The sequence below is a fragment of the Candidatus Eisenbacteria bacterium genome (assembly GCA_005893305.1).
In the GTDB taxonomy this organism is placed as follows: Bacteria; Eisenbacteria; RBG-16-71-46; order SZUA-252; family SZUA-252; genus WS-9.
This window is the reverse complement of sequence record VBOZ01000008.1, coordinates 31862-56398: the sequence shown is the minus strand read 5'-3', so window position 1 is coordinate 56398 and position 24537 is coordinate 31862. Positions and strand designations below refer to the sequence as shown.

The following is a 24537-nucleotide window of genomic DNA, read 5'->3' as shown; positions in this document are numbered from 1 at the left end:
CCTGTGCCCCAGGGACCGGCGGTTGTCGTCCGGTTCTCGTCGTTGGGCGACGTTCTGCTCGCCGCGCACGTGCCCTCGTTCCTTCGCGCCGCCGATCCCGGCCGCCACGTCCTCTTCGTCACCAAGGAGCAGTACGCCGGCGCGCTCCGTGGCCATCCCGACATCGACCGCTTCTACGTGCTGCGCGACGGAACGAGCGATCCCGCCGAGCCCGCCCCCTTCGGGTTCGTGGGCGGGCTCGGGGATCTCGTCGCAGCGCTCCGGCGTGAGGGGATCGCGGAGGTGATCGACCTTCACCAGAATCTTCGATCGTCGCGGATCGTGGGGGCCTTCGATCAGGCGAAGCGGACCCTGCCGCAAAAGCACGGCCTTCGCCGCCGGCTCATGGTTCACGCGCGCTGGATCCGCGTGAAGCCCGTTCCGCCGCTCCTCGAAACCTACCGCTCTCTCGCGGGGTTGCCGCCGGACGCGCCGCTCAAGCCGTGGCTTCGCGACGCCCTCACCGGGGCCGAGCGCTCGCGGGCGACGGCGCGGCTGGGCGCGGACGCGGGGCGCGGCTTCGTGTTCCTCGGCGTCGGGGCGCGGTGGGAGACGAAGCGGTGGCCGGCGCGGCACTTCGTCGCGCTCGGGACGGCGATCGCCTCCGATCTCGGCCTGGGCGTCCGCTACGCGATCGACCCCAAGGAGCGCTTGCTGGAGGCGGAGCTTCGCGCGCTTCTCCCGGAGGGGCGCCACGCCGAGATCGCCTCGCTTGGGTTTCGCGACGCGGCGGCCCTCGCGGCGGGCGCCTCGGCGATCGTCTCGAACGATTCCGCTCTCCTCCATCTGGGGCCGGCCCTCGGCGTGCCCGGTCTGGGGATCTTCGGGAGCACGGTTCCCGCATTCGGGTTCGCGCCCCAGGGCCCCCGCGACTCGGTGGTGGAGATCCCGCTCGGCTGCAGGCCCTGCGACGTGCACGGGAAACGGCGATGCCCGCTCTCGCACCACGCGTGCATGGAGCGCCTCCCGCCCGAGCTGGTGCTGGCGTCGCTCCGGCCCCTTCTCGCTTCCAGGAAGGTCGGATGACGCGGGTCCTGATCACCCACGCGGAGCCCGAGGCTCTGGCGCGGGAAGTCGAGGGAGTCCTCGGAGAGTCGATCCCGTGGACGGGGCTAGAGGGCGCCGGGGACGCGACCGCCGACGTCTGGTTCTGCGCGGGGCTCCCACCGCCCGCGCCGGTAGCCCTCCCGGCGCTTCGATGGATTCAGAGCGGCTGGGCGGGCATCGAGGCATGGTCCGGTCGCCCGGAATGGCGCGACGGCGTGACCTTGACCCGCACCGTGGGGGACTTTCCGAAGCGGATCGCCGAGTACGTGTTCGGCTATCTGCTCGCGTGGGAGCTCGGCGTTCCGGAAGCGCTGCGCCAGATGGAAGCCCGCGAATGGAAGCGATGGACGCCCGGGACGCTGGCGGGCAGCTCGCTCCTCGTGGTCGGGTACGGCGCGATCGGGGCTCACGTGGGCTCCGTGGGGCGGGAGCTGGGCATGCGCGTGGAGGGAATCCGGAGAGGGCCGGTCCCCGCGGGGGAGGACGCGGCGGGAATGTACGGGCCGGATGCGATTCGCGACCGGCTGCCGCACGCCGAGTTCATCGTCAACCTTCTGCCGCACACCCCCGCGACGGAATCGTTCTGGAACCGGGAGCGCTTCGCGCTCATGCGGGAGGGCGCGACCTTCGTGAATGCCTCGCGGGGCGCCACCGTCGACGAGGCGGCGCTTCTGGAGGGAATCGCGAAGGGACGCCCGGCGCGGGCGCTCCTCGACGTCTTCCGCGAGGAGCCTCTGCCGGCCACGCATCCCCTTCGAACGGCCAAGGGAATCTGGATCACGCCGCACGTGGCCGGGATCGGCACGCTCCGGCCGCTCGCGGAGGACTTCGCGGAGAATTGGCGGCGATATCGCAGCGGGGTCGCGCTCCGGAACGTTGTCGACCGGGCCCGGGGCTACTAGGGAATTGCCTTGATTCCGGCCCCTTCGCACCCATAATCGCCATAGGGAGGAAGACACGTTGGCGGTACGGACGCAGAAGGAGCCTACGGTGACCCAGGGCACGATGTGGGCGATGGAGAAATCGGCCCCAGGGCCGGGCCTCACGCGCATCACCGCGCCGATCCCGAACGTCGGGCCGAGGGACGTGAGAATCCGCGTCACGGCCTTCGCGATCTGCGGGACCGACCTCCACATCGTGGAGTGGGATCGCTGGGCGGAGTCGCGGATCAAGCCCCCGCTCATTCCGGGCCACGAATTCACGGGGATCGTCGAATCGGTCGGCTCCGAGGTGGCGCTCGTACGGGCCGGGGATCGCGTCACCGGCGAGACGCACATCTACTGCGGCCTTTGCTACGCCTGCCGCCGCGGACTCCTCCATCTCTGCAAGAACGTCCAGATCCTGGGCGTGGACCGGCAGGGCGCCTTCGCCGACTTCGTCGTGATTCCCGAGCAGAACGTCTGGAAGGTGGATCCCAAGATTCCCGAGGAGATCGCGGCGGTCCACGATCCGCTCGGAAACGCGGTCCACACGGCGCTGGCGGGTCCCGTCGCGGGGCTCCGCTTCGCGGTCTTCGGCTGCGGGCCGATCGGCTGCTTCGCGGTGGGGGTTCTAAAGTCGGCGGGAGCGGCGTGGGTGGCGGCGATCGACAAGAACCCGATCCGGCTCGAGCTCGCCGAGAAAATGGGCGCGGACCGGCTCCTCCACGTGGAGCGGGACGCGGTCGTGCGCTCGATCCTCGACGCGACGGGGGGCGACGGCGTCGACGGAATGCTCGAGATGTCGGGCAGCGCGGGCGCGCTCAGGGACGGCTTCGAGGTGCTCGCCAACGGAGGGCGCGTCTCGCTCCTCGGCATCCCGTCGAAGCCGCTCGAGATCGACGTGGCCAAGGAGATCATCTTCCGCGGGGCCACCGTGCAGGGAATCAACGGCCGCTGGATCTTCGACACGTGGTACCGGATGGAGGCGCTCCTCCTCTCCGGGAAGCTCGACATCCGGCCGGTGATCACGCACGTGCTCGGCTGGGACGATTTCCACCAGGCGGTGGAGCTCCAACGCTCGGGCAAGGCGGGAAAGATCGTGCTGGTGCGGGACCGCAAATGAGCCGCGCCACCGCGACGAACAACCCGCTCCAGTTCCTCGACGAGGCCCTCGCCCAGATCCGCGCCGAAGGCCTCTACCGAAAGCTCCGCGTCCTGGCTGGGGAGCAGCGCGCGGCCGCGCGCTTCGACTCGAAGGACGTGATCAACCTTTCGTCGAACAACTACCTGGGATTGACGACCCACCCGAAGCTCCGCGAGGCCGCGCTCCGCGCGCTCAAGGAGCTGGGGGTCGGCTCCGGCTCGGTCCGGACCATCGCGGGGACGATGGAGATCCACATGGAGCTGGAGCGGAGGATCGCGGCCTTCAAGAAGACCGAGGCCTCCGTCGTCTTCCAGAGCGGTTTCGCCGCGAACGCCGGGACCGTGGCCGCGATTCTCGGAAAGGACGACCTGATTCTCTCGGACGAGCTGAACCACGCGAGCATCATCGACGGCGCGCGGTTGAGCCGGGCGACGATCCGGGTCTTCCCGCACCGCAATCCCACCGAGCTCGGACGCCTCCTCGAGGAGACCGCGTCGGTGAAGCGCCGTCTCGTGATCACCGACGGGGTCTTCAGCATGGACGGCGACATCGCGCCGATGCCGGAGATCGCGGCGCTCGCGAGGGCGCACGGGGCCATCATGATGGTGGACGACGCCCACGCGAGCGGCGTTCTGGGCAAGGCCGGGCGCGGCACCGTCGATCACTTCGGGCTGCACGGACAGGTCGACATCCAGGTAGGGACCCTCTCCAAGGCGATCGGCGTCCTGGGCGGCTACGTGGCCGGCACGCGATCCCTCATCGAGTACCTGTATCACCGAGCGAGGCCGTTCCTCTTCAGCACCTCTCATCCTCCGGCGGTCGCGGCGGCCTGCATCGCGGCCTTCGACGTTCTGGAGGCCGAGCCGGAGCGCATCGAGCGGCTGTGGTCGAACACGAAGCGCTTCAAGGACGGGTTGAAGCGCCTCGGGTTCAACACGGGAATCAGCGAGACCCCGATCACGCCCATCTTCGTGGGAGAGGCCGACCTCGCGATGAAGTTCTCCGACCGCCTCTTCGACCGCGGCCTCTTCGCGCAGGGGATCGGCTACCCGACCGTCCCGAAGGGGAAGGCGCGGCTCCGCACGATCGTGACCGCGACGCACACCGAAGAGGAGCTGGACCGCGCCCTCTCCATCCTCGAAGAGGTGGGGCGAGGCCTCGAAATCATCCGCTGACCCGCTGCGTGGCGAAGCCATGACACGCCCGGAAGACGCGCCCCTGCTCGTTCGCATTCCCAACTGGCTCGGAGATCTCGTCCTCTCGCTTCCCACCCTGGAGTCGGCCGCCGAAGGACCGGCGATCTTCCTGGGCCCGGAGTCGTTCCGGGACATCCTCGAGCCGCGATTTCCGAGCGTCCGTTACGTCGCGACGAGCCGGGCGGCGCGATGGGCGCCGCTCCCCACGATCCGCGCGCTCCGCCCGCGCAGGGCACTCCTCCTTACCGAGTCGCTCTCTTCGGCCCTTCTCACGTGGCTCGCCGGCGTACCCGAGCGGATCGGTTATGCCGCGGAGTGGCGCGGGCCCCTGCTCACCACGCGCGTTCGCCGGGCGGGACCGCCGCGATCGACCGCCCGCGCCGCCGAGTATCGCGAGCTCGCGGCCGCCGCGGGGATCGCCCCGCGCTCGGAGATCCCGACGCTTCAGCCGTTGGCCGAGGAGTCCGACAGCGCGCGGGTCGCCCTCGAGCGCGCGGGGTGGAAGGGCGCTCCCTATCTCCTGCTCGCGCCGGGGGCCAGCTACGGTCCGGCGAAGCAGTGGGAGCCGAAGCGCTTCGCCGCGGCCGGGGCCGGCATCGCGCGGCGCACCGGCCGCGCGGTCGTGGTGGTCGGCGGGGTCGAGGATCGCGATGCCGCCGCGTCGGCGGCGCGCGAAGCTCGGGGCGCGGGGGCACGCGCGATCGACCTCGCCGGTTCCACCGGGCTGGGTGAGCTCTTCGGGATCGTCGCGGGCGCAGACGGCGTCATCTCGAACGATTCCGGCGTCATGCACCTCGCCGCGGCGCTCCGCCGGCCCACGGTCGGCGTGTTCGGCTCGACGAGCCCGGTCTGGACTTCGGCTTCCGCCCCGTGGGTGTCGAATCTCTACGCGGCCTACCCCTGTTCTCCCTGCTATCGCCGGACCTGCCCGATCGGCTACGGATGCCTCCGCTCGATCGGCCCGGAGGAGGCGTCGCGGGCGCTGGAGCAGCTCCTCCCGTGACCGGCGAGGGGCGCGGGGGCCGGCGGGCGCTCGAGTGGCTGCTCGACCGGACGTTCGCGATCCGGCCCCTCCTCTGGATCCCCGCGGTGGCCGTCTACGGCGCGGGGCGTGCTTGGGAATTTCGCGTGTCGGGCCGGAACGATTTCTCGCCGGGACCCCTCGCGTCGCTGCTTCTGATCCTGGCGGCCGTCCACGGGGCGAACGCCTGGCGCGACCGCGACGGGGACCGTCGGAACCGGAAGGGACTCCCCGTGGTGCGCGGCCTCGTCGGCGGCCGATCCCTTCTCGCGGTGGGTCTCGGCGCCGTCCTTGTGGCGGCGATTGTCGCGCGGGGCGCGTCGTCCTTCGAGCAGGGTCTCCTTCTGGTTTCATTGGTCCTTGGGGTGGCCTACGTGGCGCCGCCCTTCGAGCTCAAGCGAAGGCCGATCCTGGACGTGCTCTCGCACGGCGCGGGCTACGGGGTCGTGGCGTTCCTGCTCGGAGCGGCAGGCTGCGGCGGACCGTGGGGCGTGGGGGATCTGCGCGCGGGGTCGATGGCGTCGCTGCCGTATACGCTCGGGATCATGACGGTCTCGCTACTCACCATGTTGGCCGATCGCGAGGGCGACGAGCAGGCGGGTCAGCGGACCACGGCGGTCGCGCTGGGCGCGGGGCGGGCGGCGGGCCTGTCTGTCGGGCTCGCGTGGGGGACGATGGCGGCGGGGCTCTGGGCGCTCGATCTCACGCCTGCGGTCTGGGGCATCCTCGCGGCGGCGATTCTGGCGCTCGGGCCGGGACTCGATTCGCGGACGGCCGCCTCGTGGAACGCGCTCTCGATACGGCTCCAGCTGCTTTTTCTCGTGATCCTGGCGCCCCAAGCGCCGGCCGCATTCCTCGCCGCGATTCTGATCGCGGGCGCCACGGAAGCTTACAACCGATGGCGGTGGGGCGTCGGCTACCCGCTACGAGCGGTCGGCCGGGGTGGTGCGTGACTCAGCGGAGAACGCGCGAGTAGGTCACCCCGTCGCTCTGGTACTGATAGAGGCGGGCGGCCGCGCGCGCCATCGCCGCGGGGAGGTAGCCCTCGACACCCAAGGTCTCCAGATCCGGAGGATATTCCCCCCGGACCCGCCGGTAGGTCTCCAGAGCGAGGCTCACGCGGGCGGCCTCGTCGACGAGCGCGATCTCGGGCGGGACGGCGACCACCGCCGGCGCCGCGGCTCGCGCCGCTCGGGAGAGAAGAGCCGGAGTGACAAAGAACGCGATCGCGAAGGAGGCGGCAAGGGAAACGATGGCGACCGCGAAGGCGAGGAAGCTGTTGGCGGTCCGCCGCGCGGGAACCGGGGGCGGCTCCGCGGCGATCGGGGTCACCTTCGCGGGCGCCGCACCGAGCGAAACCTCGATGACGCCGAGGTCCAGGAGGTGATGGAGCGCCTCGAACGCCTCGAACTCCACCAGCTTCGATTGCGCGACGAGGTCGCGCAGCGGCCGCAAGCCGTCGACGAGCGGCAGAATGCGCCGCTCCTGGGACGACATCTCCTTGGGCGGCATGGCCAGCGGCTTCGGGCGGAGCACCATCGCGGGGGAGGAGAGCGTTTCCCGATAGCGGACGATCTCATCGATTCGCCGCATGCTCTCCATCAGGAGCCCCTCGGTATTCAGGCGGACGTTCACCGCGAACTTGGGAACGGTGCGTGAATCGCCCGAGAAGTGGTAGGAGCCGGATTTCCACGTGAGCAGCTGGTGGAGCGTGTCCTGGATCTGGTGCTCCAGCGCCTGCGTGAGCGCCTCGCTCGTCATGTAGTTGCCGGAGAGGAGGACGTCGGTCAGCTCCCTCCGACTCTCGGCCTCGATGGTCTCGATCTGCTTCAGCTGGGCCTCGGTCAGATGCCCCGTCCGGACCAAGTACGGCTTCAGCGGATCGCGCGCGTTCCTGCGTCGGTCGCGCGTCGAGACGATCTTGCCCGCCTCGAAGAAGACGACCGCGACATCATCGCCGGCGGTCAGCTTGAGCACGCCCGACTTCTGCTGAACCGCGATCAGCTGAAGGATTTCGGGGAGGCTGAAATCGTCGAGGTTTCCCTGGAGCGCCATGTCAGGGTCTCCGGCCCGTTCGGGCGCGCGCCGGTCTCGCGCCCGCGCCCGTTGCCTCGTCCACCGGGGCGGTCAGGTCCTCGACGTGTGTCGTCGTCGTGGAGAAATACCGCGCGACGCTGATCGCGTACGTGAGCAGGAAGAGGAGGATGAGTGGGATTCTCTTGGCCAATCCCGACGTCGGGGACGGAAGCACGTCGAGCGACGGCACCAGGGCGCCGTTCCAAACGACGAGCAGCGCCGCCGAGCTCATCACGAGGAGAGCGAAGAATCCCGAGAGGGTCGCGCCCCGGAGCATCTGAGCCGCACCGGGCACGAGGAGGGTGAGGATCGCCTGGCCCGCCGTGCGCCTCCGCGCGGCGCCCCGGCCCTGCCGGGTGAGGAGAAGCCGGGTGAACTCCGTCGACTTCAGCTCCTTCACCGATTTGAAGCAGTTCTCACAGAAGGCGCGCTGCTGCATCCGCTTGACGCAGCGGCGGCAGATCACCGTCTGGCAGTTGGAGCAGTGCATCGTCGGGAGGCCCCGCCCGAGGAATTGGCCGATCCCGGCGAAGATGAGAAACATCGCGGGGATGAAGACCAGCGCAAAAGGCGCCGGCGGCGCCAGGCGCGTGACCCACCGGATCAGGGCGTTTCCTTCGCGGACGCTCGGGATCCGGTGCGACGCGAAACGCCGGGAGAGCCCCCACAGCGCCTCGGCGGGCGGATCCGCGTCCATGACGCTCCGGTTGAGCTGCGGCGCGGTCCAGCGGCTGAAATCGGCCACGCGATCGAACGAGATTGTGGAGGCGCGGGACTGCTCTCGACTCGCCTCCGTGAACATGAGCTGCTTCGTATAGACCTGCGCCAGATTGAAATGAGGCTCGACCGCCCCGGGCGTGGCGGCCGCGGCCGCCTCGTAGGTCTGCCTCGCCCGCCCGAAATCCTCGCGCGCGAAGTAGACGTTTCCGAGGTTCGTCAGGATCCAGGCCGTCTTCGGGCGGAGCACGGCGGCGAGGGTAAGCTGCCTCTCGGCCATGTCGAGGTCCCCGCTTCGCCGCGCCATCGATCCGAGCGCGAACGGGAAGAGCGCTTCGGTCGCGTCGCGGGCCTCCCACGACATGAGCGCCGCCGCGAGGTCCGGGTCGTACCCGGAGTTCATCGCGCGGTCCACCAGAAGTCCCGGCTCCTCGAGCGTCGGCGCGCCCGCCCAAGGGGCGATCGCGCCGATACCGCCCGCGAGAACGAGCGCGGAGACCAGGAACAGCACCACGAGACCCACCTCGCGCTTCCCGAAACGGAAGGAGGTGAGGCCGGAGAAGAGCGTCGCCGTCGGGATGGCGCCGAGCCCCCATACCGCGGGGGAGAGCGTCACGACGGCGGCGGACGCCTGCCCGATGTGCGATTGGGGCGCTCCCAACAGCTCCCGCACGACGTGGACCAGGTGGGGGAAGTGCCGGAACGCGATTCCGATCACCGCGAGAAGGAGGCTGACCATCCAAACGGCGATGAGGCCGGTCAGCACGTTCGCGAGAAGGTGGCGCTGCCAGGGGTAGCTTCGCCCGAGAATGCGGAAGGCCTCGCTCAGCTCGCCCACCGCGCGGCCCGGGTTTCGAAACGCCAGCACGCGGGCCAGCGTGAAGTGCGCGTCCGGGAAGTCCGGGTCGAAGGCGGACGCCGCTTCCAGGAGTCGGATGGCCTCGGCGGGTTTCCCGGTGGCGTCCTGCGCGAGGGCCTCGCGGTAGCAGGCCTGCGCCGCCGCCAGGGCGCGCGTCACGCCGGAGTCGTACTTCTGGTTGAGCGCGCTCGTAATCGCTTCGGCGCCGGCCGGCGCGAACGCCTCACCCTTCGCGATGGCAGCCCGCGGGGAAGCCAGAGAGAGTGCCGAGGCGAGGAGTGTGAACGCAACCGCGGGGACGCGAAAATGTCGCCGGTGCGCGTGCGAGGCTCGATGACCAGTCGTTCGGCGCGTCACGGGCGCACGTTAGTGGTGGGGTGGAAGGGGTGTCAAGGGATTTGTCCCCCAGCGTGCTATCCTACGCGCCTCACGACGCATCGTTGTCATCCAAGGGAGGTTGGGAGGAAGCGGCATGCCGGCGCAAGCGACCCGCATCGAAGCACTCCCCGGAAAGGTCGGACAAGAGGTCCTGCTGGAGGGGTGGCTCTACGCGCGACGATCGAGCGGGAAGCTCGAATTTCTCCAAGTAAGGGACGGAAGCGGCGTCGTGCAGTGCGTCGCCTCGAAGGCGGATCTGCCCGAGGACGTCTTTGCCCGCGCCGCGGCGGTGTCGCAGGAGGCGGCGATCCGGGCGCGGGGCCTCGTGCGCGAGGACAAGCGGGCTCCGAGCGGCGTGGAGCTCACCCTCACGGGGCTCGAGGTCGTGGGGGAGAGCCGCGAGTATCCGATCACGCCGAAGGAGCACGGAACGCCGTTCCTCCTGGATCACCGGCATCTCTGGATCCGCTCGCAGCGGCAGCACGCCATCTTGAAGATCCGCCACACCCTCGTCGACGCCTGCCGCGGCTTCCTCAACCGGGAAGGCTTCACCCTCGCCGACGCCCCGATCTTCACCCCCAATCCGTGCGAGGGGACGACCACCCTGTTCGAGACCGAGTACTTCGACGAGAAAGCCTATCTCACACAGAGCGGCCAGCTCTACAACGAGGCGACCGCGATGGCCTTCGGCCGGACCTACTGTTTCGGCCCGACCTTCCGGGCCGAGAAATCGAAAACGCGGCGCCACCTGATCGAGTTCTGGATGGTGGAGCCCGAGATCGCGTACGCGACGCTCGACGATCTGATGGTCTGGATCGAGCGCTTCGTCGAGGCGATCGTCGCGCGCGTGCTCGAGGATCGGCGCGAGGAGCTCAAGGTCCTGGGCCGGGACGTCGCCGCCCTCGAGCGCGTCCATCCTCCGTTTCCGCGCGTCTCGTACGAGGAGGCCGCGCGAACGCTGAAGGAAAAGGGGCTCCCGTTCGAGTGGGGCGGCGATTTCGGGGCGACGGATGAAACGGTCCTGACCGAGGGGCGCGATCGGCCCTTCTTCGTGCACCGCTTCCCGGCGGCCGTGAAGGCCTTCTACATGAAGCGCGATCCCGGCGACGACCGGCTCTCACTCTCGTGCGATCTCCTCGCCCCGGAGGGATACGGCGAGATCGTCGGCGGAGGGCAGCGGGAGGACGACTACGGAACGCTCGTCGAGAGGATCGAGGAGGAGAAGCTCTCCAAGGAGACGTTCGAGTGGTACCTGGACCTGCGGCGGTACGGGTCGGTGCCGCACAGCGGGTTCGGCATGGGCATCGAGCGCGCGCTCGCCTGGATCTGTGGGATCGAGCACCTGCGCGAGACGATCCCGTTTCCTCGTCTCCTGAACCGCCTGCGCCCCTAGGCGCGGGGTGGGATCCGGCAGAGCGCTAGGCCCTGAGGGCTTCCCACCAGAATATGGATTGACACCCCGATGGACACCACCGTACGTTCCCCCACTCTTCGACGGCGCGACGCCGTGCAGCCACCCCTCGTGGGTGGCGTTTTTGCAAGCGGTCGCGGCCGTTACGGGGAATTAATTGGCTCCCGGCGGGGTATCCCCAGTAGGCTCGGTTCGGCGCCCGGAAGGCGCGGAAATGTGCAGGGATTGACAGGGGTTACGAGGGCGGGTAGTCTTACGAGGTGAGTGGCTTTCGCCGGGCGTCGCGCGCTCGGTTTTCTCGGGCGGCGCTCGTCATGGCGGCCCTGGCCTGCGGGGCCTGCTCATCGCCATCCCCCCCTCGGAAGACATCCTCTCCGCCGCTGACGCTCGCGGGGACAGAGTACCTGTCTCCTCTGTTCCGGGCCGAAATCCGGGAATTCCGGGATCAGTACCCGGACGCGGACTCGATCGTCATACGGCCATCGGGCTCCGCGGAAGGAATGGAGCAGCTGGTGAACGGTGAGGTTTCGATGTCGCTCTTGCTGAGGGAGTTGACGGACCCGGAGGTCGAGGCGGCGATCCGGCGGGATGGAATGCAAGCATTCCCGGTCGCGTGGGACGCGGTGGCGGTGATCGTGAACCCGGCCTCGCCGATCGAGCAGATTTCGCGCACGGAGCTCGCCGCCGTCTACCGCGGCGAAACGAAGGAATGGGCCTCCCTCGGTTGGAGGCAAGGAGGAGAGATTATCACCCTGACAGCGGGGCCGCGGCTCGGTATCTACGCCTACCTGGAGCAGGCGCTCCTCGGAGGCGACCCGTACGCGCCGACCGTCTACGCGCCGCCGACGGAGGAGGAAGTCGTCGAGGTGGTTGCGACTCGGCGAAACGCGCTCGCCTGCGTGTCGCGGCCGCTGGCGGAGGGCGTCGGCTCGCGGGTGAAGACGCTTCGGGTTTCCCAGGCGATCGGGCTGGAGTCGATTCCGCTGACGCGCGAGACGCTCTTCACGCGCCGGTACCCGCTCCTGAAACCGATCTCGGTCGCGACGAGCGCTCATCCGGCCGCGACCGTCTCGAGCTTCATCAACTTCGTCTCGGGCATAGACGGGCAGCGCATCATCGCGCGGCACGGCTACGCCCCAGCCACCGTTCCCATCCGGATCATCCGCACGGCCGAGGGGGTAGAGTGAAGCTCGTCCGCTATCTCGTGCCCGCCACGATCCTCGTGCTCGCCCTGGCGACCCCTCCGGCGTGGGCTCTCTCCTCGGGAGACCTAATCAAGCAGGGGATCTCCATGCTCCGGGAGGGAAAGATCCGGGAATCGCTCGACCTCTTCAGCAAGGCCCAGAAGCTCGATCCAAACAGCCCGAAGCCGCACTACTACCTCGCGTCCGCCCTCGAGCGGTTCGGCACGCCCGAAGGCGCCGACAGCGCGCTCGTGGAGTACCAGACCGCGCTCAAGCTGAATCCAAAGTACCCGGAGGCGCTCACCGGGCTCGGAAAACTCCTGCGCAAGACGGGCAAGAAGGAGGAGGGCACGGCCAAGCTCGAGGACGCGGTCAAGTACGACCCTAAGGATCCGGCGGCGCTCTACGCCCTGGGCCAATCGTACCTGGAGGACAAGCGGTACGACGACGCCGCTAAGGTCTTCCGGAAGGGAACCCTTCTCAAGCAGGGGAGAGCCCTCTTTCTCGCGGGCTTGGCGCTTGCCCTGGAGGGGAAGGGCGACCTGAAGCAGGCGGAAGAAGTATTCATCCGCGCGCGCGAGACCGACCCGAACAACCTGCGCGTCCGCGTCGATCTCGGCGGGTTCTACATGCGGAAGAAGATCCCGGTCCTGGCCGCGCCGGAGTACGGCCGCGCGACCGAGCTGGATCCGAAAAATCCCGAGTACCACTACCTCTACGGCAAGGCGCTCGTCGGGATGAACGAGTTCAACGCGGGTCTCACCGCGTTCATCGCCGCGACGCAGCAGGATTCGACGTACGCGCCCGCGTATCTGGAATCGGGGCGCCTCTTCTATCGCGCGAAGCGATACAAGGAAGCCGCCGATAATTTCAAGGTCTACACCGGCCTCGTGCCCGACGACTACCAGGGCTATCTGGAATCGGGCCGAGCGCTATCCAACAGCCGTGATTCCAACGACAAGGTGGAAGCCGTCATCACCTTGACCAAGGCGAACGAGATGAAGCCCGGCGTTCCCGAGGTCCTGGGGGCGCTTTGCAAGCTCTACGCCGAACAAGGGGAGGCCGGGCGCGACAGCGCGCTCGCGTACTGCGACCAGTACGCCTCCGCCACCGATTCGCTCACCGCCGAGGAGAACCTTCGCGTCGGAACGTTGTTCGTCGCGGCCGGCGATTCCGCCAAGGCATTCGAGCATCTGACCCGGGCTCTCGCGCAGGACTCGACGTTGACCAAGGACGGGAATTTCCAGCTCGGCTTCCTCTACTTCTCGAGGCAGGATTTCGCGTCGGCGGCTCCGTATTTCGAGCGGACGCTCCAGGCCGATTCCGTGTTCGTCCCGGCGCTCTTGAACCTGGCCCTCTCGAGGCTCCAGCTCGGCGACAAGGCGAAGGCGATCGAGATCCTGAGACGCTCTTTGGCGGTGAATCCCAAGGACGTGCGGGCAATGATCTGGATCGGCCAGACGATGCTCACGATGGAGCCGGACTCGCTCCCCGTGGCGCTCGAGACCTACCGCGCGGCGATCGCGGCCGATTCGGCGAACGCCGACGCGTACCGGGGGGCCGGCCTGGCGCTCCTGCTCATGGACAACTGCTCGGAGGCCCTCGGGCTGTTCCAGAAGGCCACCGAGCTGACGCCGGACCACGTGCAGGGCCACATCTGGCTGGGACAGACCTACTCCAAATGCCGCGATCAAAATAAAGCGAAATTCGAGTTCAACAAAGCGCTCGAGATCGACCCGACAAACCGTGAAGCATCGCGGGGACTCGAGATCATTCGAAAATGGGAGGAGCAGCAGCTACAGCGCAAAGGCGCCAAATCGACAGGCGCGGGCGCCAAACCGTCTGGCGCTGGTGCCAGCACTCCGTAGGCCAACGCGGCGGGATGCCGCGAACAGGGAGGCACGATGAGCTTGGATGTCCGGACCTCGGGTGACGTCACGATCCTCACGCCGAAGGGAATGCTCTTGGGCGGCAAGGAGACGGACGAGCTGGCGGCCAAGATCAAGGAGCTGAGCGAGGCGGGAAACAAGAAACTGCTGATCAACCTGGGGCAGACCACGTTCATGAACTCGGTCTCGCTGGGAGTGCTCATCGCGGGTCATTCGAATTACGCGAAGCGCAGCGCGCAGATGAAGCTTTGCGCCGTGGACAAGAAGATCCAGAACATCTTCGTCGTGACGAAGCTCTCGCTCGTCTTCGACGTGTACGACAGCTGCGATGAGGCTTCGAAGAGCTTCAAGTAACAGGTATTGCCGGTCAGTTCGGGCCTGATGCATACTTTTTGCGTCCAGCCCGGTAGGACGTTCTCATCTCGGAAGAGGAGGGAGTCGTAGTGAGACAAGGCTTATTCATCACGATCGTCGCCGTGGCCGCCCTGGCCATCTCCATCGTCATCTACATGTTTCTCCCGGAGTACATCAAGTCGGGCGGACCGCTGGTGGCGCTGCTCATCATGCTTTCGATCATGTCCGTGACGCTCGTGTTCGAGCGCCTCTTCACGATTTCCCGCGCGAGGGGCAAGGATCCGATCCCGACCTTCATGCGCAACGTTCGGAAGAAGATCGACACCATGGACATCGAGGGCGCCGCGGACCTCTGCTCGAAGCAGCGGGGCTCGTTGGCGAACGTGCTCCGGGCCGGCCTCGACCGCTATCTGCTCGTGCGCACCGCGCCGATCGATCGCCAGGCCAAGCTCCAAGAGGTTCAGAAGGCGATGGAGGAGGCGAACATGCTCGAGGTTCCGCTTCTCGAGCGGAATTTGATCGCTCTCGCCACGATCGCTTCGATCGCGACGATGGTCGGTCTTCTCGGAACGGTGATCGGAATGATCCGGTCGTTCTCGGCGCTGGGACACACCGGATCGGTGGACGCGGTCAAGCTCGCGGTCGGGATCTCCGAGGCGCTCATCAACACCGCCGGCGGTCTCTTCGTCGCCATCTTCTCGATCGTGCTCTACAACGTGTTCGTCACGATGATCGACAATTTCAACTACATGATGGACGAGGCGACCCTCGAGGTCGTCGAGGTGTTGGCGCTGAAGGAGGCGACGAAGTAGCATGGCTGCGAAGAAGATGAAGCGGATCGGCGTCAAGATCGACATGACGCCGATGGTCGACGTGGCCTTCCTGCTGCTGATTTTCTTCATGTCGACGTCGCAGTTCGATCCGCCCCAGAAGGTGCCGATCGCCCTCCCGGATAGCCATTCCAATCTCAAGGTGCCCGAGTCGGATGTGCTGATTCTGGGAATATCCAAGGACAACAAGCTGTATTGGCAGGTGGGGAAGAACCCTCAGCAGGAAACCGACATGGTGAGCCTGGAGCAGCTGGTCTTGGATCAGCGCCATCGCAACCCCCGGCTCCGCGTGGCCATTAAGGCGGACAAGGACTCGGAATACGGGACGATGGAAGACGTCATGGCCATCATGCAGAAGACGAATACGATCACGTTCGAACTCGTCACGGAGCTGGTGGCGAGCAAGAAGTCGGCAATGAGGTAGCGGCCGACCGCCGCGACACCGAAAGGAAGTGACGTACCATGGGTGCCGTAGACACCCCTGAAGCTGGCGTAAAACACAAAAAGGGCGGACTTCGGAAGAGGGCGCCGAAGCGCATCGGGGTCAAGATCGACATGACCCCGATGGTCGACGTCGCGTTCCTCCTGCTCATCTTCTTCATGTGCACCACGGTATTCCGCAAGCCGCAGGCGCTCGAGATCAACCTCCCGCCGGACCCCAAAGCCAAGGTCGAGATCGCGGAGTCGAACGTGTTCACACTCCGGGTGGTCGCACCCGCGGACACGACGCAGGGAGGGGTCCGCGCGTTCTGGACGCTGGCCAAGGCCCCGCCCAAGGAGGCGAAGTTCGATGAGCTCGAGGCGATCTTCGCGGCGGAAGGAAAGAAGAATCCCAAGCTGGTGGTCCTCGTGAAGATCGATCGGACCGTGAAGTACAAGTACATGGTGAACATCATCGACCAGCTGCAGTTCGCCGAGCTGAATCGATTCTCCTTGGCGCCGCTCGACGACGCGGACAGGAAGGAGATCGCGGGTCTGTGACCTCCACCGTCGCTTCGACCGTGTTCGAGCGTGTCCCGATCGGAGCCGCCGATCTCAAGGCGAACTCGCAGCGGATGTTCCGGAAGGGGCTCCTCATTTCCGCCGGAATCCATCTGGCGATCATCGGAATCTACATGCTGACCCAGATCTGGCACCCGCCGGACGAGGCCGCCTACACGGGACGCGTGATCAAGATGCAGACCCTGCCGCCGCCGCCGCCGCTCTCCTCGGCGCCGCCTCCGCCGGTGATCCCGATCAATCAGGAGATCGTGAAGCCCACGATCGGAACGCCGGTCCCGGTTCCGGATGCGCAGGCGCCCGAACAGACCATCATGACCCAGCAGGAGCTCTCGCAGGCCCTCTCTCCGGTCGGCTTGGGTACCGCCGGCAAGGACAGCCTCGTCATCGCCTCGGATGAGCTGCCGGGCGAAGGGGAGTTCGTGTATTACGAGGACGAGCCGGTGCCCGTAACCCAGGTGACGCCCAAGTATCCCGAGATGGCGCGCGACGCCCAGGTTCAGGGCCGCGTCGTGCTCCACGTCCTCGTCGGAAAGGATGGGCGGGTCAAGAACGTCAAGGTGATCCGAAGCGTGAAGATGCTCGACGAAGCCGCAGTTGCCGCCATCAAGCAGTGGGTCTTCAAGCCGGCGCTCAGCAACAACAAGCCGGTGGCCGTGTGGGTGGAAGTGCCGATGGACTTCCACTTCTAGAGCGTTTCACCCCCCTCGCGTAGATCTCCCGCCGCCGCCGCGCGGCGGGACGGAGCCGGGACAAGAAAGGTCGACGCGCCATGACCGCCGCGACCGTCCCTCCCCCCAGCTGGATTCCGATCGGTGCCCCGGAGATTCGCGCGAACGCCCGCCGGTTTTTCAGCCGTGCGTTGGCGATCTCAGGTGTTGGGCATCTAGCAGTCCTCGGTGGCGTCCTCTGGCTCCAAGCGCGCTCTGTCGAGACGCAACCAACCTGGTACAAGACGGCGATCCACGTCATGCCGGTCCCGCCGACCGACCTGCCGCCTCCGCCGGTCATGCCGCCCTCCGAGCGCCCCACGACGAATCCGACCGACAATGGCGTGTTCAAGCCCGTCCAATGGGATCCGCCCACGCTCGATAACCCGAGCCGGAACGTGAAGGCGATCGGGAACGACACGAGGAGGGAGCCGCCTTCCTCCGCGCCGCCACCCAGCGGCGAGCCCAGCGGCGAGCCCGCGGTCGACGGGAATCCCTCGGAAGGAGCATTCGTCGCCTTCGACCAACCGCCCGTTCCCATCTACCGCCCCGCACCCGATTATCCCGACTGGGCGCGCGAGCAGGGGATCCAGGGCCGCGTCGTGTTGCACGTCCTCGTGGGCCGGGACGGGCAGGTCACGCGGATCACGGTGTTGCGCGATGTCTCGGGCCTGACCGACGCCGCGCGGGAAGCGATCGCCCGGTGGCGCTTTCACCCGGCCCTCTCCGGGCGGAACCCCGTCGCCGTATGGGTCGAGATTCCAATCGAGTTCAAGCTTTGAACGCCGTGGCCGGGGGGCGCTCCCGAGCGCTCCTCGACCCCATTTCTCTTTGACAGCGCTACCCCCGCAGCCTACTCTTGCTGGTCGTGCTTGGTCCGGGCAAGCTTCTTCTCCATAAGCATTTCCGCGCTTCGGCCGCACCTTCCTCGGGCTCATGTTCTCGCTGAAGGCGGCTTCGCAAATGACGGGGGGTCAATAACATGGAGGGTGATAGGAACTCCGCGCCCGGCTCCGGCGACGCCAATGGGGTGGAAGCAGCGCCCTCGATATCGGCGTTTCAGAGCATCATCGGGGTGTTCGCGAATCCCAGGAAAACCTTCGAGGGGATGGCCGCGAAGCCGCGCTTCCTGATTCCGTTGATCCTCGTTGTCTTGGCTCAGGCGGCCTTCGCGGTCGCGATCTTCCAATCGGGCATCGTCAAGAGCGACGCCATCGCCAAGATGGAGGCGAAGGGAAAGCCGCCCGAGATGATCGGCGCCATGGAGAAGTTCTTCGACTCTCCGGCCGCGCCGGTCATCGGGGCCACCACCGCCGTCGTCGTGGTCGCCTTCGTTCTGCTCTTCAACTCCGCGCTCCTCTTCTTCATCGGCAATCTCATGCTGGGGGCGCGGCTCAGATTCCAGCACTACCTTTGCGTCGCGGCGCACGCGGCCGTCATCGGCCTCGTCGACGTCGCGGTTCGATTGGGACTCGCCCTTGGAAAGGGAACGCTCGACATCCGCCTCGGCCTGGGAAACCTGTTCGGCGAGGATCCCGGTTTCCTCGGGCGATTTCTCGACACCCTGAGCAATCCCCTGATGCTCTGGTCGGGGGCGGTCTCCGCCGTCGGCGTATCCGTCTTCGCGAAGAAGAAATTCAGCTTTGGAGTGCTCGTGGTCCTGCCTGCTTTCCTCATCGGCGCCGTCCTGTCCGGGATCTCGAGGTAGGGACGCGTCGGTTGGGAACTGGCTGGAAACAATCGCGGTAGATCATGCGTATTGATCGGGATCACTTTGCGGCGCCGTCGCTTCGAACCGTCATGGGGGTAAGTCGGATGAACTGGGGAAGAAATTGGACGCTGGTGCTCCTCGCGCTCACCTTGCCGGCGGCGGTGTTCACGCCGGCAGCCGGGCAGACCAAGGCGCCGCCCGAAGCCTCGCGGCCCGCCGCTGCCGCGGACACCATCCAGCTTGCCCCCACGACCGCGGCCGAAAGCCTCCTGACCTCATCGACCGTCCCCGCAGGCGAGCGGTGGAGCCTCGCCCGCTGCGTCCAGACCGCCCTGGAGCGGAACGCGGACATTCGGACGGCGCACGCGCGTTCGCGCCAGGCAAGCGGGTCGGCGCTCGGGGGCTGGAGCGGGATCCTCCCGTCGGTCACGACCGAGGCGTCGTACACGCAGATTCGGCCCGACAAGGCACGCTCGCAGCTGTTCGATCCGTCGGGCACGTTCCTCGGCGTGAACACGAAGCAGGAGTTCACCACGCTTAGCGCGACCGCGTCGTCGAACGTGATCAGCGCCGCTTCGATCGTGGAGAAGCGGCGCCGGGATCACGTGCATCGAGGAAGCGAGTTCGACGAGATCGAGACGCGGAACCAGGTCGTCTACCAGGTGAAGCAGCAATATTTCGTCCTGCTGAAGGCCGATCGGCTGGCCCAAGTGGCGCGGGAGACCGAGAAGCTCGCGCGCGACGAGGAGACGCGGGCCGACGCGCTCTTCCAGGTGGGCACGGTGGCGCGGGGGGACGTGCTCAAGGCTCGGGCCCGGCGCGCGACGACGCAGGGCGACCGGTTGAAAGCCGAGAGTCAGGTCGAGATCCAGGCCGCGAAGCTGGGGCAGATCATCGGAGTCCGGCCCGGGCAGCGAATCGTCCCCGATCCGAAAGTAGAGGAGGGGATCGTGATCCCCGATTCCGCCGCCGCGATCCGACTGGCGATCGCGGCACGGCCGCGTCTCGAGAGCGCGAAGGCGGCGGAGAGCGCCGCTCGGTCAAACCTCTTCGGCGCGCGGGCCGTGCGGCTCCCGTCGGTCACAGCGACGGTCACCGTCGACCGGTCTCGGATCGACGAGACGGTCCAAGGGCCGTTCGGGGATTTCAGTCCCACCCGCTACGCCACGGAGTGGCAGGGCTCGCTGAGGGCGTCGCTGCCGATCTTCGACGGTCTCGCGATCGAAGGCAGGGTGCGCCAGGCAAAGGGGGCGATGCTCGAGGCGGAATCGCAGCGGCGTCAACGGGAGCTGGACGTGGCGGTCGAAGTGCAGCAGGCGTGGCTCACGCTGCGCGAGGCGGTCCAGCGGATCGACGTGGCGCGCGAAGGGCTCACCTCGGCCGAGGAGGACTACAAGTTCTCGAAGGGCCGCTACGAGCTCGGCGCGGGGACGTACCTCGACCTCCTGACCTCGGAGGTCGGGCTGGCCACCGCCCGCCAGAGCTTGGTGGAGGCGGCGGCGGACGCCAGGATCGCCGAGGCGGGGCTCGAGTTCGCGGTCGGGGCGAAGCGGTACTAGCCTCTCGAACGGCACCGGAGGAGAGATCGGAATGAGCGGCGGCGGAAAGCGGATTTTGTGGATCGGGATCGGGACGGTCGTGCTGCTCGTGATCGTGATCTCGAACCTCAGGCGATCCGCGGGCGGGCAGGTGGCCGTCCAGGCCGGTGACGTGAAGAGGGGGTCGATCTCCGCGACGGTGCGGGCGCCGGGTCGGGTTCAGCCCGAGACCCAGGTCAAGCTGAGCGCCAACGTGCCGGGCCAGGTGGTGCGGCTCTCCGTGAAGGAGGGCGATCGCGTGCGGAAGGGTCAGTTCCTCCTCCAGATCGACGACACCCAGTACCGGGCGCAGCTCCGCGAGGCGACCGCGGCATTGGCCGCGGCCCGGTCGAACCTCCGCCTGACCGATGCGGCGCTCCAGCAGTCCGAGGCCTCCTTGCAGCGGAAGGAATCGCTTGCCGCGCAGAAGCTGGTCTCGCCGGAGGAGCTGGACCAGGCGAGGACGCAGCGGAACTCCGACAAGGCCCGTGTCGATTCGAACCGCGAGGAAGTGGAGCGCGAGATGGCGGCGGTCCAGGTATCGGAGGACTACCTCCGGAAGACCCGCTTCGACGCTCCGATCGACGGCACGATCACCCAGCTCAGCATCGAGCGGGGGGAGATCGCCGTGATCGGGACGATGAACAATCCGGGCACGGTCATCCTGACGGTGGCCGACCTTGCCCGCATGAAGGTGGAAGCGGACGTGGACGAGACGGACGTCTCGACGGTCACGCTGGGGCAGAGCGCCGAGGTGAAGGTCGACGCGCTCCCCGACACGACGCTGACCGGCCGCGTCTCCGACATCGCGAACTCGCCCACGATCGAGGACGTCGCGACGCAGGAGCAGCAGACCAACTTCAAGGTGGACGTGATGATCGACAATCCCCCCCGAATGCTTCGCCCCGGGATGACCGCGGACGTTGAGATCAAGACCGCGACCAGGGATAGCGTGCTCACCGTGCCGATCCAGTCGGTCGTGGTGCGGACTCCCGACGATCTCAAGCCGCCGGTAAAGGGGAAGCGGAAGTCGGCTCCCCGCGACGCGAAGGCGGATGAGGCCGGCCCGACCGCGGCGCCTACCGATCCCAAGGCCAAGAAGACGGAAGAGATTCGCGGCGTGTTCGTGATCGTGGGCGGGAAGGCCGAATTCCCGCGAGCGACACCGACTTCGAGGTCGCCGGGGAGCTGAAGCCCGGGGACAAGGTCGTGATCGGGCCCCACAAGACGCTCCGAACGCTGAAACCGGGACAGAAGGTCAAGATCGAGGAGCCGAAGAAGCCGAAGGGGAAGGAGCAATCGTGAGCGCCGGCCCGAGCGACAATAGCGCCCTGATCGATATCACCGACATCCGCAAAGTTTACGAGATGGGCTCGACGGAGGTGAACGCCCTCGACGGCGTCTCCCTTCACGTCCGGAAGGGCGAGTATTTGGCGATCATGGGCCCGTCGGGCTCAGGGAAGTCGACGCTCATGAACATCGTCGGCTGCCTGGATACGCCGACCAGCGGATCGTACAAGCTCCGCGGCACGGAGATCCGCGAGCGGGACGACGACGAGCTCGCGCGGATCCGGAACCAGGAGATCGGGTTCATCTTCCAGACCTTCAACCTCCTCCCCCGCGCGGACGCGCTCCACAACGTCGAGCTTCCGCTGATCTACGCCGGCAGGCCGGCCAAGGAGCGCCGCGAGCGCGCCCGCGGCATGCTGGAGATGGTCGGGCTGGGCGACCGGACGCACCACCGCCCCAACGAGCTCTCGGGCGGCCAGCGGCAGCGCGTCGCGATCGCCCGCGCGCTCGTGAACGGGCCGTCCCTGGTCCTCGCCGACGAGCCGACCGGCAACCTCGACTCCAAGACCGGCCTCGAGATCATGGCGTTGCTCGACGACATCTCCAGCCGCGGCAACACGGTCATCCTGGTCACCCACGAGGAAGAGGTGGCCGAACGCGCCCACCGCATCGTGCGGCTGCGCGACGGCCGCATCGAGAGCGATCGATCGACAAGGACGGCCGCGCCGTCCCCCGCATGAGTCCTGAGCGCCCGATCCGGGGCGACTTCTGGATCGCGCTGACGGAGAATCTGAAGATCGCGGTTCGCGCCCTCCGCGCGCACAAGCTCCGCACCGTCCTCACCGTTCTCGGCAACGTCGTGGCCGTCATGTCGGTCATCGCCGTCGTCTCGATCATCGACGGCTTGAATACCTACGTCTCCGAGAAGATCCTCGAGCAGGGCCTTCGCGTGATCTATGTCGACAAGTTCGGCCTCATTACGGATGACGACGCGTGGCGGCTTGCCGCGAAGCGGCAGGATCTGACGCAATTCGAGGCTGGCGCGCTCCAAGACCGCATGCAGCTCGCGGGCCGGGTCGTGGCCCAGGCTGAGACAAACAAGAGCGTCCGGGCGGGGAGAACGGAGCTTCGGAACGTCCGCGTGCTGGGCACGACCGAGGGGTACCAATCGGTCGGCAAGTATGAGACGGAGGAAGGCCGGGCGCTCGAAGACAGCGACATCTCCCGGCGCCGGTCGGTTTGCGTGATCGGCTCCGAGGTTTCGGAGAAGCTGTTTCCCCAGGTCGATCCGATCGGAAAGTCGATCCGCGTGGCGGGGCATGAGCTGCTCGTCGTCGGGACCGTGGTTCCGCGCGGCAACGTGCTGGGGCAGAGCCAGGATAACCTCGTTGTCGTGCCGCTTGGGCAATTCGAGAAGATGTTCGGCGCGCGTCGATCGCTGACGATCCTCGTGAGCGCCATTCCGGGCGTCGACCTGGAGCGCCTCTCGGACGAGGCGCGCGTCGTGCTCCGCTCCGCCCGCCACGTCCCGCTCGGAGCGCCGGACGACTTCGCCATCAGCACCGCCGAGACCTACATGGCGCTCTATCAGACCCTGACCGGCGGCATCTTCGCCGGCACGATCGGTCTCGTCGCGATCTCGCTGGTGATCGGCGGGATCGTGATCATGAACATCATGCTTGTCGCCGTGACGGAACGGACCCCGGAGATCGGGATCCGAAAGGCGGTGGGCGCGCGGCGATCGGATCTCCTCTCACAATTCCTGAGTGAGGCGGTGGTCCTCGCCTTCTTCGGGGGCATCCTGGGCGTCCTCTGCGGCATCGCCTTCGCGCTCCTGATCCGGGCGGTCACGCCGCTCCCCGCGTCGATTCAGCCCTGGTCCGTCGCGATCAGCCTCGCGGTGGCCTCCTCGGTCGGGCTCTTCTTCGGCGTCTACCCGGCGACCCGGGCGGCCCGCCTCGATCCGATCGTCGCGCTCCGGCAGGAGTAGCCCGTGGCCATCGAGATCCGCGAGGGCGCGTCGATCGCCTTCGACTCGCTCCGGACCAACAAGCTCCGTTCCTTCCTGACCGTCCTCGGCGTCATCATCGGCATCACCGCCATCATGGCGATGATCTCGATCATCGAGGGGCTGAACCGGAGCATGAAGGCGCAGCTCGCCTCGCTCGGAACGGACGTCCTCTACATCCGGCCTTTCGCGCCGGGAGCCTGGGTCGGGCAGATGCCGGACAGCCTCCGGCGCCGGAAATGGTTCACGCCCGACGACGCGGACGCGATCCGGCGCCTCTGCCCCGCGGTGGAAGCGGTGGCGCCGCTGAATTTCGAAGAGCTCCGGCTTCGCTACCGTGACACGGAGAGCCGCCTCACCTTCGTGATCGGAACGTCCCCAGACTACATGGTGACCAACAACTACGCGGTCAACAACGGGCGCGGCTTCACCGAGGCGGAGGTGGATCACCGGGCCCCGGTCTGCGTCCTGGGCGTCGATCACGTCGAGACGCTCTTTCCGCACGTGAACCCGATCGGGAAGAGCATCTACATCGGCGGCCAGCCGTTCACGGTCATCGGGCAGGCGGAGCCTCGCGGCAAGTTTCTCGGGCAGAGCCTGGACGACATCGTGCTCGTTCCGCACACGACGCTCGAGAAGCTCTTCGGGCCGAAGCTCCGAATGGTCCTGAACGCGAAGCCCGTGTCGCCGGAGCTCATCGACACCGCGAAGGAGCAGATCGGGGAGGTCCTGCGCCGGCAGCGGAAGGTCCAGTACGGCCAGGGCGACAACTTCGCCATCTTCACCGACCAGTCGCTGGTCGATCTCTACAGCCAGATCACGGGCGCGTTCTACCTGGTCATGGTCGCGATCTCCTCGATCGGGCTGATGGTCGGGGGAATCGGGGTCATGAACATCATGCTCGTCTCGGTGACCGAGCGGACGCGTGAGATCGGCGTCCGGAAGGCGCTCGGAGCCCGGCAGCGCGACGTCCTCTGGCAGTTCCTCGTGGAGGCGATGACCCTGACCGGCGCGGGCGGCGTGATCGGCGTGGTCGTGGGGCTCGGGGTCGGGAAGCTGATCGACATCGTCACGCCGCTCAGCTTCGCGGTGCCTCTCTGGGGCATCCTGCTCGCGTTCGGCTCTTCGACGGCCATCGGCCTCTTCTTCGGGCTCTACCCCCTCCGGTACGAGTGAG

At 67.4% G+C, this 24537-nt stretch carries 23 protein-coding genes; 21 read left to right on the top strand and 2 right to left on the bottom strand.

The window, feature by feature from the left end:
* Window positions 1–3 precede the first annotated feature (3 nt).
* The 6 genes from E6K79_01550 (at window position 4) to E6K79_01525 (ending at window position 6320) form a co-directional block, all read left to right on the top strand.
* A complete protein-coding gene (locus E6K79_01550) occupies window positions 4–1065 on the top strand; it encodes a glycosyltransferase family 9 protein (protein TMQ66632.1) in 1062 nt (353 codons plus the stop codon).
* Complete coding sequence (locus tag E6K79_01545) at window positions 969–1988, top strand: D-2-hydroxyacid dehydrogenase (protein ID TMQ66631.1); 1020 nt, start codon at window positions 969–971, stop codon at window positions 1986–1988. Before E6K79_01550 ends, E6K79_01545 begins: the two co-directional genes overlap by 97 nt.
* 88 nt (window positions 1989–2076) lie before the next feature.
* A complete protein-coding gene (locus tag E6K79_01540; protein ID TMQ66788.1) occupies window positions 2077–3129 on the top strand; it encodes an L-threonine 3-dehydrogenase in 1053 nt (350 codons plus the stop codon).
* Window positions 3126–4325: a glycine C-acetyltransferase gene (locus E6K79_01535; GenBank protein ID TMQ66630.1), complete on the top strand. Its 1200-nt coding sequence runs from the start codon at window positions 3126–3128 to the stop codon at window positions 4323–4325. Before E6K79_01540 ends, E6K79_01535 begins: the two co-directional genes overlap by 4 nt.
* A gap of 19 nt (window positions 4326–4344) precedes the next feature.
* A complete protein-coding gene (gene waaF / locus E6K79_01530; GenBank protein ID TMQ66629.1) occupies window positions 4345–5349 on the top strand; it encodes a lipopolysaccharide heptosyltransferase II in 1005 nt (334 codons plus the stop codon).
* Window positions 5289–6320 carry a hypothetical protein gene (locus tag E6K79_01525; protein ID TMQ66628.1) on the top strand — a complete coding sequence of 344 codons (1032 nt, stop codon included), beginning with the start codon at window positions 5289–5291 and terminating at the stop codon, window positions 6318–6320. Before waaF ends, E6K79_01525 begins: the two co-directional genes overlap by 61 nt.
* 1 nt (window position 6321) lies before the next feature.
* On the opposite strand, the gene E6K79_01520 is transcribed toward E6K79_01525, so the two are convergent.
* Together E6K79_01520 and E6K79_01515 are read right to left on the bottom strand one after the other, a co-directional pair.
* Window positions 6322–7422, bottom strand: coding sequence for a DUF4388 domain-containing protein (locus E6K79_01520; GenBank protein ID TMQ66627.1), 1101 nt, complete (start codon window positions 7420–7422; stop codon window positions 6322–6324).
* 1 nt (window position 7423) lies between these two features.
* Window positions 7424–9376: a hypothetical protein gene (locus E6K79_01515; GenBank protein TMQ66626.1), complete on the bottom strand. Its 1953-nt coding sequence runs from the start codon at window positions 9374–9376 to the stop codon at window positions 7424–7426.
* Between the two features lie 115 nt (window positions 9377–9491).
* Here E6K79_01515 and asnS point away from each other — a divergent pair, with 115 nt between their 5' ends.
* The 15 genes from asnS to E6K79_01440 all read left to right on the top strand — a co-directional run bounded on the left by asnS (window position 9492) and on the right by E6K79_01440 (window position 24536).
* The gene (gene asnS, locus E6K79_01510) at window positions 9492–10790 is read left to right on the top strand and encodes an asparagine--tRNA ligase (GenBank protein TMQ66625.1); all 1299 of its coding nucleotides are present in this window, start codon (window positions 9492–9494) and stop codon (window positions 10788–10790) included.
* A 332-nt stretch (window positions 10791–11122) separates the two neighbouring features.
* Window positions 11123–11995 (top strand): hypothetical protein, encoded by an 873-nt coding sequence (locus tag E6K79_01505; GenBank protein TMQ66624.1) that lies wholly within the window; start codon window positions 11123–11125, stop codon window positions 11993–11995.
* Window positions 11992–13860, top strand: coding sequence for a tetratricopeptide repeat protein (locus E6K79_01500; protein ID TMQ66623.1), 1869 nt, complete (start codon window positions 11992–11994; stop codon window positions 13858–13860). The genes E6K79_01505 and E6K79_01500 overlap by 4 nt, the downstream gene beginning before the upstream one ends.
* Before the next feature lie 36 nt (window positions 13861–13896).
* The gene (locus E6K79_01495) at window positions 13897–14235 is read left to right on the top strand and encodes an STAS domain-containing protein (protein ID TMQ66622.1); all 339 of its coding nucleotides are present in this window, start codon (window positions 13897–13899) and stop codon (window positions 14233–14235) included.
* A gap of 89 nt (window positions 14236–14324) precedes the next feature.
* Window positions 14325–15047: a MotA/TolQ/ExbB proton channel family protein gene (locus E6K79_01490; protein TMQ66621.1), complete on the top strand. Its 723-nt coding sequence runs from the start codon at window positions 14325–14327 to the stop codon at window positions 15045–15047.
* Between the two features lies 1 nt (window position 15048).
* Window positions 15049–15489, top strand: coding sequence for a biopolymer transporter ExbD (locus tag E6K79_01485; GenBank protein TMQ66620.1), 441 nt, complete (start codon window positions 15049–15051; stop codon window positions 15487–15489).
* Window positions 15490–15527: 38 nt separating this feature from the next.
* Window positions 15528–16046 (top strand): biopolymer transporter ExbD, encoded by a 519-nt coding sequence (locus E6K79_01480; protein TMQ66619.1) that lies wholly within the window; start codon window positions 15528–15530, stop codon window positions 16044–16046.
* Window positions 16043–16756, top strand: a complete 714-nt coding sequence (locus E6K79_01475; GenBank protein TMQ66618.1) for an energy transducer TonB — start codon at window positions 16043–16045, stop codon at window positions 16754–16756. The genes E6K79_01480 and E6K79_01475 overlap by 4 nt, the downstream gene beginning before the upstream one ends.
* Window positions 16757–16836: 80 nt before the next feature.
* Window positions 16837–17556 carry an energy transducer TonB gene (locus E6K79_01470; GenBank protein ID TMQ66617.1) on the top strand — a complete coding sequence of 240 codons (720 nt, stop codon included), beginning with the start codon at window positions 16837–16839 and terminating at the stop codon, window positions 17554–17556.
* A 248-nt stretch (window positions 17557–17804) separates the two neighbouring features.
* A complete protein-coding gene (locus tag E6K79_01465; protein ID TMQ66616.1) occupies window positions 17805–18482 on the top strand; it encodes a hypothetical protein in 678 nt (225 codons plus the stop codon).
* A 44-nt stretch (window positions 18483–18526) separates the two neighbouring features.
* Window positions 18527–20044, top strand: coding sequence for a TolC family protein (locus E6K79_01460; protein TMQ66615.1), 1518 nt, complete (start codon window positions 18527–18529; stop codon window positions 20042–20044).
* Window positions 20045–20075: 31 nt separating this feature from the next.
* Complete coding sequence (locus E6K79_01455) at window positions 20076–21254, top strand: efflux RND transporter periplasmic adaptor subunit (protein ID TMQ66614.1); 1179 nt, start codon at window positions 20076–20078, stop codon at window positions 21252–21254.
* 175 nt (window positions 21255–21429) lie between these two features.
* Window positions 21430–22092, top strand: a complete 663-nt coding sequence (locus E6K79_01450) for an ABC transporter ATP-binding protein (protein ID TMQ66787.1) — start codon at window positions 21430–21432, stop codon at window positions 22090–22092.
* Window positions 22089–23342 (top strand): FtsX-like permease family protein, encoded by a 1254-nt coding sequence (locus E6K79_01445; GenBank protein ID TMQ66613.1) that lies wholly within the window; start codon window positions 22089–22091, stop codon window positions 23340–23342. The genes E6K79_01450 and E6K79_01445 overlap by 4 nt, the downstream gene beginning before the upstream one ends.
* A 3-nt stretch (window positions 23343–23345) precedes the next feature.
* Window positions 23346–24536, top strand: a complete 1191-nt coding sequence (locus E6K79_01440; GenBank protein ID TMQ66612.1) for an FtsX-like permease family protein — start codon at window positions 23346–23348, stop codon at window positions 24534–24536.
* Window position 24537: the final 1 nt, after the last annotated feature.

What these genes read in the sequence shown, in the direction of transcription:
- E6K79_01535 (TMQ66630.1), top strand. Translation starts at nt 3,126, where the DNA reads ATGAGCCGCGCCACCGCGACGAACAACCCGCTCCAGTTCCTCGACGAG.
- E6K79_01520 (TMQ66627.1), bottom strand. Translation starts at nt 7,422, where the DNA reads ATGGCGCTCCAGGGAAACCTCGACGATTTCAGCCTCCCCGAAATCCTT.
- E6K79_01450 (TMQ66787.1), top strand. Translation starts at nt 21,430, where the DNA reads ATGGGCTCGACGGAGGTGAACGCCCTCGACGGCGTCTCCCTTCACGTC.
- waaF (TMQ66629.1), top strand. Translation starts at nt 4,345, where the DNA reads ATGACACGCCCGGAAGACGCGCCCCTGCTCGTTCGCATTCCCAACTGG.
- E6K79_01485 (TMQ66620.1), top strand. Translation starts at nt 15,049, where the DNA reads ATGGCTGCGAAGAAGATGAAGCGGATCGGCGTCAAGATCGACATGACG.
- E6K79_01455 (TMQ66614.1), top strand. Translation starts at nt 20,076, where the DNA reads ATGAGCGGCGGCGGAAAGCGGATTTTGTGGATCGGGATCGGGACGGTC.
- E6K79_01525 (TMQ66628.1), top strand. Translation starts at nt 5,289, where the DNA reads ATGCCTCCGCTCGATCGGCCCGGAGGAGGCGTCGCGGGCGCTGGAGCA.
- E6K79_01495 (TMQ66622.1), top strand. Translation starts at nt 13,897, where the DNA reads ATGAGCTTGGATGTCCGGACCTCGGGTGACGTCACGATCCTCACGCCG.
- E6K79_01470 (TMQ66617.1), top strand. Translation starts at nt 16,837, where the DNA reads ATGACCGCCGCGACCGTCCCTCCCCCCAGCTGGATTCCGATCGGTGCC.
- E6K79_01460 (TMQ66615.1), top strand. Translation starts at nt 18,527, where the DNA reads ATGCGTATTGATCGGGATCACTTTGCGGCGCCGTCGCTTCGAACCGTC.
- E6K79_01480 (TMQ66619.1), top strand. Translation starts at nt 15,528, where the DNA reads ATGGGTGCCGTAGACACCCCTGAAGCTGGCGTAAAACACAAAAAGGGC.
- E6K79_01445 (TMQ66613.1), top strand. Translation starts at nt 22,089, where the DNA reads ATGAGTCCTGAGCGCCCGATCCGGGGCGACTTCTGGATCGCGCTGACG.
- asnS (TMQ66625.1), top strand. Translation starts at nt 9,492, where the DNA reads ATGCCGGCGCAAGCGACCCGCATCGAAGCACTCCCCGGAAAGGTCGGA.
- E6K79_01505 (TMQ66624.1), top strand. Translation starts at nt 11,123, where the DNA reads ATGGCGGCCCTGGCCTGCGGGGCCTGCTCATCGCCATCCCCCCCTCGG.
- E6K79_01545 (TMQ66631.1), top strand. Translation starts at nt 969, where the DNA reads ATGCCCGCTCTCGCACCACGCGTGCATGGAGCGCCTCCCGCCCGAGCT.